This window comes from Roseovarius sp. D22-M7 (assembly GCF_037083785.1).
Classification (GTDB): domain Bacteria; phylum Pseudomonadota; class Alphaproteobacteria; order Rhodobacterales; family Rhodobacteraceae; genus Roseovarius.
In genome coordinates this window covers 60,736-73,117 of the sequence record NZ_JBAPKY010000021.1, presented here as the reverse complement: position 1 = coordinate 73,117, position 12,382 = coordinate 60,736, and the positions used below count along the sequence as shown (strand labels likewise).

Here is a 12,382-nt window from a genome sequence, read left to right as displayed (position 1 = left end):
GCTGCTTCCCGGCATATTTGGGGTGCCGGGAAGCAGCTCCCGTATCGCACGGGAACTGGGGTTCTCATTAAGACAAACCTTCAAACGGCCATACGGCCTCGTTCGCAAGGGAGATTTTTTGATTTCCGAGGGTTGGGATGGTGGGTGATGAAGGATTTGAACCTCCGACATCTTCGATGTGAACGAAGCGCTCTACCACTGAGCTAATCACCCATCGATCCCGCTTCTAGCGGCACGCCGAAGGGTCTGCAACCGCTTCTTTCACCGTGATATCAGATCGCTGCGCATCAGGCCTCGGCATCGGCGAACTGCGTGCCGGCATTGGCGTCCGGCTTCGACCAGTCGCGTTTCACACCCAGCCACATCAGCATGGTCGTAGCCACGAAGATCGAGGAATAGGTGCCGATCACCACGCCCCAGATCATCGCGAAGACGAAGCCGCGGATCACGTCGCCGCCAAGGAAATAGAGCGCCAGAAGCGCGAGCAGCGTCGTCACCGAGGTCATCAATGTGCGGCTCAGGGTTTCGTTGATCGAGACGTTCAACACCTCGCGCAGCGGTTTCTTCTTGTACTTGCGCAGGTTCTCGCGAACCCGGTCGAACACCACCACCGTGTCATTTAGCGAATAGCCCACGATGGTCAGAAGCGCCGCGATGATCGCGAGGTCGAACTGGATCTGGAACTCCGAAAAGATGCCGATGGTCAGCGCAACGTCATGCACCAGCGCGATGACTGCGCCCACGGCGAACTGCCACTCGAAGCGCAGCCAGATATAGATCAGCACAGCCGCAATGGCGAGCACGATGGCAATCACCGCCGCCTGGATAAGCTCGCCCGACACCTTGGGGCCGACGCTTTCGACCGAGGTGAACTCGATATCCGCTACGACCTGTTGCAACGCGTTTCTGACCTCTTCGATGACTTCGGGCGAGACGCTTTCGCTGCCTTCCTGAGCCTGGATGCGGATCATCGCGACGTTCTCGTCCGGGCCGAAGGTGGGATCGAACACCTCGGTGATGGTGACATCACCCAGGCCCAAATCGCCGATCGCCTCGCGGTAGTCGGCGACATCGACAGGTTCGGTGCTTTGGGTCCGGATGGTGGTGCCGCCCTTGAAATCAATACCGAAATTCAGCCCCTGCACCCCGAAGGATCCAAGCGCCACGAGGATCAGCACGCCGGAAATCCCCAGCCACAGTTTCCAGCGACTGAAGAAATCGATGGTCGTGCCTTGGGGGACGAGACGCAGCGCCCGGCCCTGGAACAGCGTTTTCGGGCGCTTGCGCTCGAACCACATGACCGCGATGAGGCGGGTGACGAAAAGCGCCGTGAAGACCGAGGTGATGATCCCGAGGCCGAGCGTGATGGCGAAGCCGCGCACCGGCCCAGACCCCATCGTGTAGAGGATCAGTGCGGTGATGAAGGTCGTGATGTTGGCATCGACGATGGCGCTCATGGCCTTCTCGTAGCCCAGTTCGATGGCGCGCGCGGGACCCTTTGCGGTGCGCATCTCCTCGCGGATACGCTCGAAGACCAGCACGTTGGCGTCCACCGCCATGCCGATGGTCAGCACGATGCCGGCGATGCCGGGCAGCGTCAGGGTGGCGCCGATCAGGCTGAGCAGGCCGAAGATCAGCCCCACATTGACGATCAGCGCGATGTTGGCGAACAGCCCGAATGCGCGGTACGAGGCGGCCATGTAGGCCAGCACGAGGATGAAGGCGACGATGCAGGCGGTCTTGCCCGCCTCGATGCTGTCGGCACCCAGTTCCGGCCCGATGGTGCGTTCTTCGAGGAACTCGAGCCCCGCGGGCAGCGCCCCCGCGCGCAGCAGCACCGCCAGTTGGGTGCTTTCCTCAACGGTGAAACCGCCGGTGATGATCCCCGAGCCGCCGGGGATATGGCTCTGGATCACGGGCGCGCTGATCACCTCGTCGTCGAGAACGATTGCAAAAGGATTACCAATGTTTTCAGCGGTATAGTCGCCGAACTTGCGCGCGCCGGTTGGGTTGAACCTGAACGACACGGCCGGCCGGCCATTCTGGTCGAAATCGGGTTGCGCGTCGACCAGAGCGTCACCGGTCACCACCGGGGCGCGTTCGAGGTTATAGAACACGCCCTCGTCATCCATCGCCGGCAGGATCTCGTTGCCGGGGCCGGGATTTGCGTTGCCGTCGGAGGTGCGGCTGACCACGGGCTGGAAGGTCAGTTGCGCGGTGGTGCCGATCAGGTCCTTGAGCTCGGCGGCCGACCCGATGCCGGGCACCTGGATGAGCACCCGGTCCGAGCCCTGGCGCTGGATCGTCGGTTCGCGGGTGCCGACCTCGTCGATGCGTCGGCGGATGATCTCGAGCGCCTGCTGCATCGTGCGCTCGTCGGTGGCGCGCTGTTCGGCCTCGCTGAGACGGACCACGACATCCGCGCCATCGGTGGTGACGGCGATGTCGGTGGAGCCCGCGCCGGTGATGCCGGTGACCGGCCGCCCGAGGCCGCGCACCAGGTTCGCGGCCTCGTCCGCCATCTCGGGACGCTGGACCAGACGCACACGAAGTTCCGCGTTTTCAGTATCTTGCAGGCGGATCGGCCCGACGCTGTCGCGTTCCTCGCGCAGCAGATCGCGCACCTCGGGCCACATCGAGTCGAGCCGCGACTCGTAGACATCCTCGACCTGCACCTCGGCCAGAAGATGCGCGCCGCCGCGCAAGTCAAGCCCGAGATTGACCAGCCCCGAGGGCAGCCAGTCGGGCCAGAGCGCGAGCTTGTCCGCGACGCTTTCGGGGTCGGCACCGGCCTCGACAGCCGCCACGGCATCGTTATGCGTCTCGACCCGGCTGTAGAAGGCGTTGGGCAGCGCGAGTAGCAGACCAAGCCCGACGAGCCCCCAGATCACGCAGCGTTTCCACAGGTCGATTTGCAACATGATCTGGCCTTTTCAATGGCTTGGGGCGCGTTTGCGAGATGCGGATCAGCTTTCGGCGGGCTCGGTCTTGGACAGCACCTGCGCGATGGTGCTGCGCACCACGCGGACCTTGACGCCCTCGGCCAGCTCGACCTCGATCTCGTCGTTGTCCTTGACCTTGGCCACCTTGCCGATCAGCCCGCCTTGCGTGACCACCTGGTCGCCGCGGCGAAGCGCCTCGACCATCGCCTTGTGTTGCTTGAGTTTTTTCTGCTGAGGACGGATCAGCAGGAAATACATGATCACGAAGATCAGGATCAGCGGTATGAACTGGGCGAAAGCTTCCATCGGGGGATGTCCTTGTCTGGTGAGGTGCGGGAGACCCGCGAATTGGGGCGGAATCTAAAGTCGGCACCCGGTATTTGCAAGGCGCGAAAACCGCCGCGAAAACGTACATGCCGTACCTTGCGTACGCGGGTAAGGTACGCAAATCGAAGCGGGGTTTGCCGTCCGCCGCGCGCGCGGGCTATCGTGGCATTCAAGGTGCGAAAGGACATCATCCGATGGCGTTTGACAACGAGATCGTAATCCGTCTGCCCGTACCGTCGGAAGGCATCGAGACGGTTCTGGTCCTGTTCGGTTTCGGTGCCGTTCTGGCGGGTGTCCTGGGGATCCTCGAACACCGCGAGAAGATCGGTTCGTGGCTTGGTGCACACCCTTTTGGAAACGCCGCGAAACCGGTCAACCTGCTGTCATGGGTCGCACTGGCCGGCGCCGGACCCGTTGCCGCGTTGCTTTTCGTGCGCGCAGTGAACGAAGCCTTCACCTTTCTGGGCAATGATGCCGCTTCTAACGTGGCCGGTGGCAGCTTCGGGCGCGGCGCGGTGATCGTCGCGCTGATCGGTGCGCCCTTCGTGATCTGGCGGTCGATCGTGGCGCAGAAATCCGTGAACGTCACGCAACAGGGCCACATCACGGACCGCATCAACAAGGCGGTGGAACTGTTGGGGCATGCAGACCCCGCGGTCAGGATGGGGGGCGTCCTGAGTTTCGACCGGATCATGGCCGACTCGGCCGTCGACCGGGTGATGGTGCTGAAGATGCTGAACGCCTATATCAGTTACCACCAGCCTGCGACCACCGAGGCCGCGAATGATGTGGTGCAGGACACATCAATTGATGTTCAAGCCGCCCTGGATGTGCTATTCAAGTGGCGAGGATGAGGTCAGAGATGCAGATAGCCAAGCAGAGAGAAGAGTTCGCCCCGAATTTCGGATCGGCGCGGTTGAGCCGTGCCAACCTGGAAAACGCCAACCTGTCCGAGGCGAAAGCCCCGTTCGTCGATTTCCGCGAGGCGAACCTGACGCGGGCGTCGCTGTTGGACGCGTTGCTGCAACATGCCGATCTGCGCAACGCCAATCTTCAGGATGCCGACCTGACCGGCGCGCAGCTTCAATCGGCCCGCATGCAGGGCGCCAACCTGTGCGGGGCCAACCTGAGAGAGGCTAAGGGGCTGACGCAGGACCAGGTCGACTCGGCGTTCGGCGATGCGGCAACGCACCTGCCCGCGACCATGCGGGCCCCGGCGCATTGGCCGACCGTGAAGCTGACCGCGCTCGAGGCGCGTCTCAAATGGCGACCCGATCCGGGCGCCTACGCACACTCCGCAGACTGAGCACGGCACCTGTCGAGCGAAGTACCCGAAACCGGGAACCGGTGTCGGGCAGCTTGAACATGGCGACTCGATGCGTCGGGGCGCGCCTTACGATCGGCGGACACGCCACATCCCCGGGGCAAGACAACCGCCGACGATGAACCGGCGATGTCATCCTGAACAGCAGACCATTCCCGTCCGGCCACCCCCGGCGCGCCACTCAGCTTTCGCGCACGAAATGGTCCGGGCCGACCTGCACCATGGGCGCCTGCGCGGGGGTCCAGTCGAGCGGGCGCACCGGGCTTTTCAGCTCGTCGGTGACGCGCCCGATATGGCGGCTCGGGCGGTCGGGGTCGGGGATCGGCACCGCCTCGATCAGCTTGCGGGTATAAGGGTGGCGGGCGTCGCCGATGATCGCGCGGCGCGGCCCGATCTCGACGATCTCGCCCAGAAGCATCACCGCGATACGGTGGCTGACGCGTTCGACCACGGCGATGTCGTGGCTGATGAACAGGAAGGCGAGGCCGAGGTCGCGCTGCAGGTCCAGCATCAGGTTGATGACCTGCGCCTTGATCGACACGTCGAGCGCCGAGACGGATTCGTCGGCGATGATCATCTTCGGCTCGAGCGCAAGGACCCGCGCGATGCAGAGGCGCTGGCGCTGGCCGCCCGAGAACTCGTGCGGAAAGCGCGTCGCGTGCTCGGGCTTCAGCCCGACCTGATCGAGCAGCGCGTCGACGCGGGCATCGGCGGCGGCGTCGGTGGCGAGGCCGTGCACGACGATCGGTTCGCGGATGGCCGCACCCACGGTCTGGCGCGGGTTGAGCGAGCCGAAGGGATCCTGGAAGATCATCTGCATCCGCCGCCGCGCCGCGCGCAACTGGGCGCGCGAGGTGGTCATCAGGTCCTGGTCCTCGAAGAGGATCGACCCGCTGCTCGGCTCGACCAGCCGCAGCAGCGAGCGCCCGGTGGTCGATTTGCCGCAGCCCGATTCGCCGACCAGCGACAGGGTCTCGCCGGCGCGCAGCGTGAACGACACGTTCTCGACCGCGTGCACGCGCCCGGTCGGCCGCGCGAACACCCCGCCCCGCATGGTGAACTGCGTGCAGAGGTTCTCGACCTGCAGCAGGTCCGCGCCCCGCTTGTCGGGCTCATCGGCGGCCTCGGCCGCGAATTTTCCGGAAGCGCGCGGATCGCTCTCGTCTTCCTCGAAGGCCGGGAAGCGGCGCGGCATGTCCGAGCCGCCCAGCGTGCCGAGCTGCGGCACCGAGCCCAGAAGCTTGAAGCTGTAGGGGTGCTGCGGGGACGCAAAGATCTTCGAGGCCGGCCCGTCCTCGACCTTGTCACCGCGCAGCATCACCACCACGCGGTCGGCCACCTCGGCCACCACGCCCATGTCGTGGGTGATGAACATCACCGACATGCCGATCTCGGTCTGCAGGTCGCGGATCAGTTCGAGGATCTGCGCCTGAATGGTCACGTCGAGCGCCGTGGTCGGCTCGTCGGCGAGCAGCAGCCTGGGCCGGCAGGCCAGCGCCATGGCGATCATCACCCGCTGGCGCATGCCGCCCGAGAAGGTGTGCGGAAATTCCGAGAAGCGCCGCGCGCCGTCGGGGATGCGCACCAGATCGAACAGGCGCAGGGTTTCGGCGCGCGCCGCGTCGGCATCGAAGCCGCGATGCCGGCGCAGCACCTCGGAGACCTGCGCGCCCACGGTCAGCACCGGGTTGAGGCTGGTCATCGGTTCCTGGAAGATCATGCCGATATCGCGGCCGCGGATGTCGCGCATCTGGTCCTCGGAGGCAGCCAGAATGTCGAGATCGCCCAGCCGGATCTCACCCTCGATGCGGCCCGTCGCCTCGGCGATGAGGCGCATGATCGACAGCGCGGTGACGCTCTTGCCCGATCCGCTTTCGCCGACGATGGCGATGGTTTCGCGCGGCGCGATGTCGAAGCTGAGATCGCGCACGACCGATTGCCACGCGCCATCCACTCGGAACGAGGTCGTGAGCCCCCGCACGCTGAGAACGGGTTGGGTCATTGTTCCCCCTTCAGGCGCGGGTCGATGGCGTCGCGCAGCCCGTCGCCCAGCAGGTTGAGCGCGAAGACGACGATGAGGATGGCCAGCGACGGGAAGAGCACGAGCCACGTGCTGTCGAGGATGTTCTCGAACCCCTCGCGGATCATCCCGCCCCATGTGGCGGTGGGCGGGCTGACGCCGAGGCCGATGAAGGCGAGCGACGCCTCGACCCGGATCGCGGTGGCGATCCAGATCGAACCCATGACCAGCACCTCGGGCAGGATATTGGGCAGCAGGTGGCGAAACATCAGGCGCCGGTCGGAATAGCCCAGCGCGCGCCCGGCCTCCATGAATTCGCGGTCCTTGATGGCGATGGTCGGCGCTCGGGCGATACGGGCAAAGGGCGGGATCGCGGTCAGCGCGATGGCGAAGATCAGGTTCGGGATGCTGGGGCCCAGCATGGCGACCACGATCAGCCCGAGGATCAGCGACGGGAAGGCCAGCAGCACGTCCATCGTCTGCATCATGACGATGTCGAGCCGGCCGCCGTAATAGCCCGCCACCAGCCCGATCACCGTGCCTATCAGCATCGCCAGCCCGATCGACACGAGCCCGATCACCAGCGAGATCCGCGCGCCGTAGAGGATCCGCGACAGGATGTCGCGGCCGAAGACATCCGTTCCAAGCCAGTGCTCTGCGCTTGGGCCGTACAGGCGCTGGAAGACGTCCTGGTCGATGGGATCATGCGGCGCGATCACCGGCGCCAGCAGCGCCAGCGCGCAGACCGCAAGGAAGACCAGCAGGCCGACCCACGAGGTCTTGTTGGTGTTGAACGCCTTGACCAGCGCGGTGCCGGTGGCGCGCAGCATGGTGCGCAGGTAGCGGCGCGGCGCGGCTGTCGTGTTGGCATGTGTCATGAGTATTTCACCCTCGGGTCGATGAAGCCGTAGGTGATGTCGGTGAGCAGGTTCACCAGCACCACGATCAGCGTGTAGATCACCATCAGCCCCTGCAGCATGGCATAGTCGCGCTGGTTGAGCGCGCCGACGATCAGCCGGCCCAGACCGGGGCGGTTGAAGACGATCTCTGTCAGCACCGAATTGCCGATCAGCACGCCGAGATAGAGCCCGATCACCGTGACCACCGGGATCATCGTGTTGCGCAGGCAGTGCCGCCAGATGATGGTGGCGAAGGCGATGCCCTTGGCCTTGGCGGTGCGGACGTAATCCTGTCCCAGCACCTCGAGCATGGCCGAGCGGGCGACGCGGGTGATGAAGGCCGCCATGATGATCCCGAGATTGATCGCCGGCAGCGCGAGGTCGTGCAGCCGCGCGCCAAGCGTCTCGCCACGCCCTGTGCTCATCACCGGGAACCAGTTGAGCGAGATAGAGAACACCAGCAGCAGCAGGATGGCCGAGACGAAGGCGGGAAACGACAGCCCCAGAAGCGAGGCGAGGCGGATCACGTAATCGGGCAGCGCGTTGCGCCGCACCGCCGACCATACCCCCAGCGGGATACCGATCCCCGCGCCGAGGATCAGCGCCGCGACCGTCAGCTCTATGGTGGCCGGCAGGACGTTCAGGATCTCGCCGATCACCGGGCGCCCCGAGACCAGCGAGGTGCCCCAGTCGCCGGTGAGCACGCCCGCCATGAACTCGCCGTATTGCACGATCAGCGGCTTGTCGAGGCCGAGCCGGGCGCGCAGCGCCTCGATCGCGGCCTGGCTGGCCTGGTCGCCCAGCACCACCAGCGCCGGATCGCCGGGCAGGATGCGCACGATGAAGAAGACGAGGGTCAGCACGCTGAAAAGCGTGATGACCGCGAATCCGAGCCGGCGAAGGATGTAGCTGCTCATGCGACCCCGCGGGTTGGGTTATGGAGGATCAGGGCCGCCGCCCCGCGCCGGGACGGGCGCGGAGCGGCGGGTCTGGTGTCTGCGATCACTCGACGAAATGCGACTTCTCGGTGATCGCCGGGCTGAGGTTGAAGGATCCCTCGACCTCGTGCCCGAGATCGAGATCGTCGGTCCACGCCCAGAGCTGCATGTTCTGCATCAGGGGCACGGTGCAGACCTCTTCCATGATCTTGCGCTGCGCCTCGGCCCAAAGCTCCAACTGGCGGTCGGGGTCGGCCGCGCCGCGGGCCGCGACGATTTCCTCGTCGGCCACCGAGCAATTGGCGAAGTTGGTGATCGCCGTCGGCTCGCCCGGCGCGGACTCCGAGTGGAAGAACTGCGTCAGGTACGTGTCGGCCACCGGGAAGCGGGCTGCCGAGTAATGCGTCAGCTCGCTGAGCCCCTCGCGGATCTGGGCGTGGAAGGTCGCGTGCTCGACCAGCTCGACATCGAGGGTGATGCCGCTCTCGCGCAGCTGTGCCTGCACCGCCTGGATGGTTTCCAGCATGGTGGGCAGCGTGGTGTGGATCGCCTCGATGGTCACGCCATCGGGATAGCCGGCCTCGGCCAGCAGGGCGCGCGCCTTTTCGGGATCGTGCGGATAGGTCGGCACGTCGTCGGTATAGCCGAGATACCCCTCGGGCACCGGCGAGACCGCCGGCAGTGTCACGTCCGGCCCCTTCAATTGCACGAGGCCTTCGCGGTTGACGGCATGGGCGACAGCCTTGCGCACCCGGATGTCATCGAGCGGTTCGGAGGTCACATCCAGCATCAGCTGAGACATCTCGCCGGGCAGCATGGTGGCCACGGTGACATCGGGCAGTTGCGAGATCCGCTCGACCCAGGTCTGGTCCTGGCGGCCGTAGATCATGTCGATCTCGCCCGCCTGGAAGGCCAGGTCACGGCTGGAATCCGAGGGGATGTAGCGATACATGATCTCCTTGATCTGGGGCGCGCCGCGGAAATAGTCCTCGTGCGCGACGAGGCGGACGAATTGCTGCGGCTGGTACTCGGCAAAGGCCCATGGCCCGGTGCCGACGGGCTGGCGCGCGAAATCGTCGCCCATCTCCTCGACCGCGTCCTGACAGACGATGTTGCCGCCGTGATAGGGCACCAGAAGCCCCAGCAGGCTGGGCACCGGCGACGAGAGCGTGATGGTGACCTCGTGATCGCCGGTGGCCTCGACCGTCTCGAAGGCCGAGTAGTCGGCGGCGAAGGACGACACGTCCGGGTTGGCCGCGCGGTTGAGCGAGAACACAACGTCCTCGGCATCCAGCATGCCCCACTCGCCGTGGCAGTCGACATCGTCGCGCAACTGGAAGGTCCAGGTCAGGCCGTCCTCCGACGCCTCCCAGCTTTTGGCGATGTCGGGCTCGATATGTTCGGGGCTGGCCTTGCCCGGCTCGACCCGGACGAGGCCGTTGAACATCCAGTGCAGCACGCCCTTGTCGGGGGTGGTGGTGGCGACATGCGGGTCGAGCCGCCCGGCATCGGCGCTGCCCATGCCGATGGTCAGCGTCGTCTGCTGGGCCTGCGCGGCCCCGGCGGCAAGCATCGCCGTGCTCACCATAATCAATGTCTTCGCTTTCATGGTCTTCGCTCCTGTTGTTGTTGTCGTGCCGGTTTTATCGGTTTGTGACCGGGCCCGTGCCGACACGCGCACCCCCGGATCCGCACTATGGCACCGCTCGGATCATAGCATGTCCTCATGGCGACAATTGACCAGCATTTCCGCGACACTCGCGGTATTGGGCAGCGCGATCGCAGTCTCGGCCAGCACCGCGAGATCGGCGGGCGCGATCATCGCGTCGCGCTCGACCGTCTGCACCCCGGCCGTCAGGTCGGTGGCGACGAAGCCGGGGCAGAGGGCCGTGGCGCGCACGCCGTCCGCCCAGCCGATGCGACGCGTGCCGTGGGTCAGCGCGATCAGCGCGTATTTGGTCATCGCGTAGCCGATATTGTCGTTGCGCACACGCTTGCCCGACAGCGAGGCGACGTTGACGATGCGCCCCGCGCCGCTGGCGCGCAGATGCGGCAGGCAGGACCGCGTGAGAAACAGCGGCGCCTTGACGTTGACCGCGAGCAGCGCGTCGAGATCGGCCTCGTCGCCTGCGTCGATGGTAAAGCGGTCGGCGATGCCGGCATTGTTGACCAGCCCGTCGAGCCGGCCGAACCGGTCCAGCGTCGCGTCGAGCCATCGGGCATGGCTGTCGCGGTCGGTCGCCTCGAACCGTGCGGTCATCAGGTGCGACCCGGCCAGATCCCCCAGTGCGCCCGGATCGCGCATCCCGGCGCTGACATCGTAGCCCCGCGCGAGCAGACGGTCGACCACCGCGCGACCGATGCCGCGGCTGGCGCCCGAGACCATGATCACGCGTCCGGCGGGATCAAGCATCGCTCAGCTCCTTTTGTCGTGGCTGATCCGTTGCAAAGCGCGCGGGCGAGAACGGCGCCATCTCCGCGCTGTTCGATGCGCCGTTCAGGTGATCGGCGATCATGCGCCCGACCAGCGGTGCGAGCGCGAAACCGTGCGCCGAGAAGCCGAAGGCATGAAAGAGCCCCGCGATGCGGTTGCTGGGCCCCAGCACCGGCAGGCCGTCGGCGGTCATCCCCTCGAGCCCGGTCCAGGCACGCAGGATCCGGGCGGTTGCCAGATGCGGGAAGATCGCGCAGGCATTGCCAAGGCTGGCACCGATGCGGGCCGGGTCGAGATCGCCGCGCGCCGTGCGGCTGTCGCTTTCGTCGTGCAGATGTCCCTCGAACGCGCCGCCGATCACCACCGCCCCCGCCGAGGTCTGCTTGAGCGAAAGCTTGCGCCCATGCGCGCCCACCACCGGGGTCACGAAATGTGCCACCGGGGCGGTCACGATCATCTGCAACGCGGCGATGCGCATCGGGACGTTGTCGCCCGTGGCCAGCGCGCCGCCCCACGCGCCGGCGCAATTGACCACGTGACGCGCGCGGATCTCGCCCTGCGCGGTGTCGAGCGCCAGCGCATCCGGCCCGGCGCGGCTGATCCCCGTCACGCGGCAGTTCTCGGTGATCGTCACGCCCGCGGCGCGGCAGGCGCGGCGATAGGCGTGCAGTGTCGCCAGCGGGTAGGCCAAGCCGTCATCCTCGACCACCAGCGCGCCCTGGACATGCGGCGCGCTGGCGGGCAGCCGGGCGCGGAGTTCGGCCGAGGTGAGCAGCCGCTCATGCGTCCAGCCGGCATCGGCGGTAGCCTGCGCGCGCGCTTCCAGCGCGGCCATGCCGGGCGCGTCCTCGGCCAGCCGCATCTGGCCGCTTGGCACGAAGCCGACGTCATCGCCCAGCCGGGCCGCCAACCCGCGCCAGACGCCAAGCGCAGCGCGCGCCAGCGGGATCTCGGCGGGGTGGCGGTTGAGGCTGCGCACGCCGCCGGCGCTGGCCGACGAGGCGTGGCGGCCGCAGCGCGCGGCCTCGATCACCCGCACCGACAGGCCGTGGCGGCGCGCCTCGAACGCGGCGGCAAGCCCGACGAGGCCGCCGCCGATGATCGCCACATCGACGCTCATGCCGCGCCCTCCGGCAGGGTTTCGGGGGCGAGGTAATCCATCAGCAGCACCGGCTTCAGCGGCGGGCGGATACGCAGCGCGCCGACGGCGTCGGGGCTACGCCCGGTTTCGTCGGCGATCAGCCGGGTCAGCGGGTTGGCGCAAAGACGGCCCTGGCAGGGGCCCATGCCGCAGCGCGTCAGCGTCTTGACGCGGTTGGGCCCGTCGATGCCGGTGCCGAGTGCGGTGCGGATCTGCCCGACGGTGACGGATTCGCAGCGGCAGATCAGCGCGTCGTCGGTGGCATGCGTGGCNGCGCGTCAGCGTCTTGACGCGGTTGGGCCCGTCGATGCCGGTGCCGAGTGCGGTGCGGATCTGCCCGACGGTGACGGATTCGCA

At 66.5% G+C, this 12,382-nt stretch carries 11 protein-coding genes and 1 tRNA gene; 2 read left to right on the top strand and 10 right to left on the bottom strand.

All coding sequences use genetic code 11. From position 1 onward, the window contains the following. Nucleotides 1-138: 138 nt before the first annotated feature. The 3 genes from V8324_RS11410 to yajC all read right to left on the bottom strand — a co-directional run bounded on the left by V8324_RS11410 (nt 139) and on the right by yajC (nt 3,248). A tRNA-Val gene (locus V8324_RS11410) sits at nt 139-213 on the bottom strand. 74 nt (nt 214-287) lie between these two features. Beyond that, nucleotides 288-2,921, bottom strand: a complete 2,634-nt coding sequence (gene secD, locus V8324_RS11405; RefSeq protein ID WP_336420052.1) for a protein translocase subunit SecD — start codon at nt 2,919-2,921, stop codon at nt 288-290. A gap of 45 nt (nt 2,922-2,966) precedes the next feature. Next, nucleotides 2,967-3,248: a preprotein translocase subunit YajC gene (gene yajC / locus V8324_RS11400; RefSeq protein WP_336420051.1), complete on the bottom strand. Its 282-nt coding sequence runs from the start codon at nt 3,246-3,248 to the stop codon at nt 2,967-2,969. A gap of 74 nt (nt 3,249-3,322) precedes the next feature. On the opposite strand from yajC, the gene V8324_RS11395 reads away from it, so the two are divergent. Both V8324_RS11395 and V8324_RS11390 read left to right on the top strand, forming a co-directional pair. After that, a complete protein-coding gene (locus V8324_RS11395) occupies nt 3,323-4,123 on the top strand; it encodes a hypothetical protein (RefSeq protein ID WP_336420050.1) in 801 nt (266 codons plus the stop codon). An 8-nt stretch (nt 4,124-4,131) separates the two neighbouring features. Continuing rightward, nucleotides 4,132-4,575, top strand: coding sequence for a pentapeptide repeat-containing protein (locus V8324_RS11390; RefSeq protein WP_336420049.1), 444 nt, complete (start codon nt 4,132-4,134; stop codon nt 4,573-4,575). Between the two features lie 199 nt (nt 4,576-4,774). Here V8324_RS11390 and V8324_RS11385 read toward each other — a convergent pair whose 3' ends face one another. The 7 genes from V8324_RS11385 to V8324_RS11355 form a co-directional block, all read right to left on the bottom strand. Next, nucleotides 4,775-6,595, bottom strand: coding sequence for an ABC transporter ATP-binding protein (locus tag V8324_RS11385; protein WP_336420048.1), 1,821 nt, complete (start codon nt 6,593-6,595; stop codon nt 4,775-4,777). Continuing rightward, nucleotides 6,592-7,491: an ABC transporter permease gene (locus tag V8324_RS11380; RefSeq protein ID WP_336420047.1), complete on the bottom strand. Its 900-nt coding sequence runs from the start codon at nt 7,489-7,491 to the stop codon at nt 6,592-6,594. Before V8324_RS11380 ends, V8324_RS11385 begins: the two co-directional genes overlap by 4 nt. Next, nucleotides 7,488-8,429 carry an ABC transporter permease gene (locus V8324_RS11375; protein WP_336420046.1) on the bottom strand — a complete coding sequence of 314 codons (942 nt, stop codon included), beginning with the start codon at nt 8,427-8,429 and terminating at the stop codon, nt 7,488-7,490. The genes V8324_RS11380 and V8324_RS11375 overlap by 4 nt, the downstream gene beginning before the upstream one ends. Before the next feature lie 85 nt (nt 8,430-8,514). Further along, nucleotides 8,515-10,059: an ABC transporter substrate-binding protein gene (locus V8324_RS11370; RefSeq protein WP_336420045.1), complete on the bottom strand. Its 1,545-nt coding sequence runs from the start codon at nt 10,057-10,059 to the stop codon at nt 8,515-8,517. Nucleotides 10,060-10,161: 102 nt separating this feature from the next. Continuing rightward, on the bottom strand, nt 10,162-10,863 hold the full coding sequence (locus V8324_RS11365) for an SDR family NAD(P)-dependent oxidoreductase (RefSeq protein ID WP_336420044.1): 702 nt from the start codon (nt 10,861-10,863) through the stop codon (nt 10,162-10,164). Further along, the gene (locus V8324_RS11360) at nt 10,856-12,004 is read right to left on the bottom strand and encodes an NAD(P)/FAD-dependent oxidoreductase (protein ID WP_336420043.1); all 1,149 of its coding nucleotides are present in this window, start codon (nt 12,002-12,004) and stop codon (nt 10,856-10,858) included. Before V8324_RS11360 ends, V8324_RS11365 begins: the two co-directional genes overlap by 8 nt. Continuing rightward, complete coding sequence (locus tag V8324_RS11355; RefSeq protein WP_336420058.1) at nt 12,001-12,213, bottom strand: hypothetical protein; 213 nt, start codon at nt 12,211-12,213, stop codon at nt 12,001-12,003. Before V8324_RS11355 ends, V8324_RS11360 begins: the two co-directional genes overlap by 4 nt. Nucleotides 12,214-12,382: the final 169 nt, after the last annotated feature.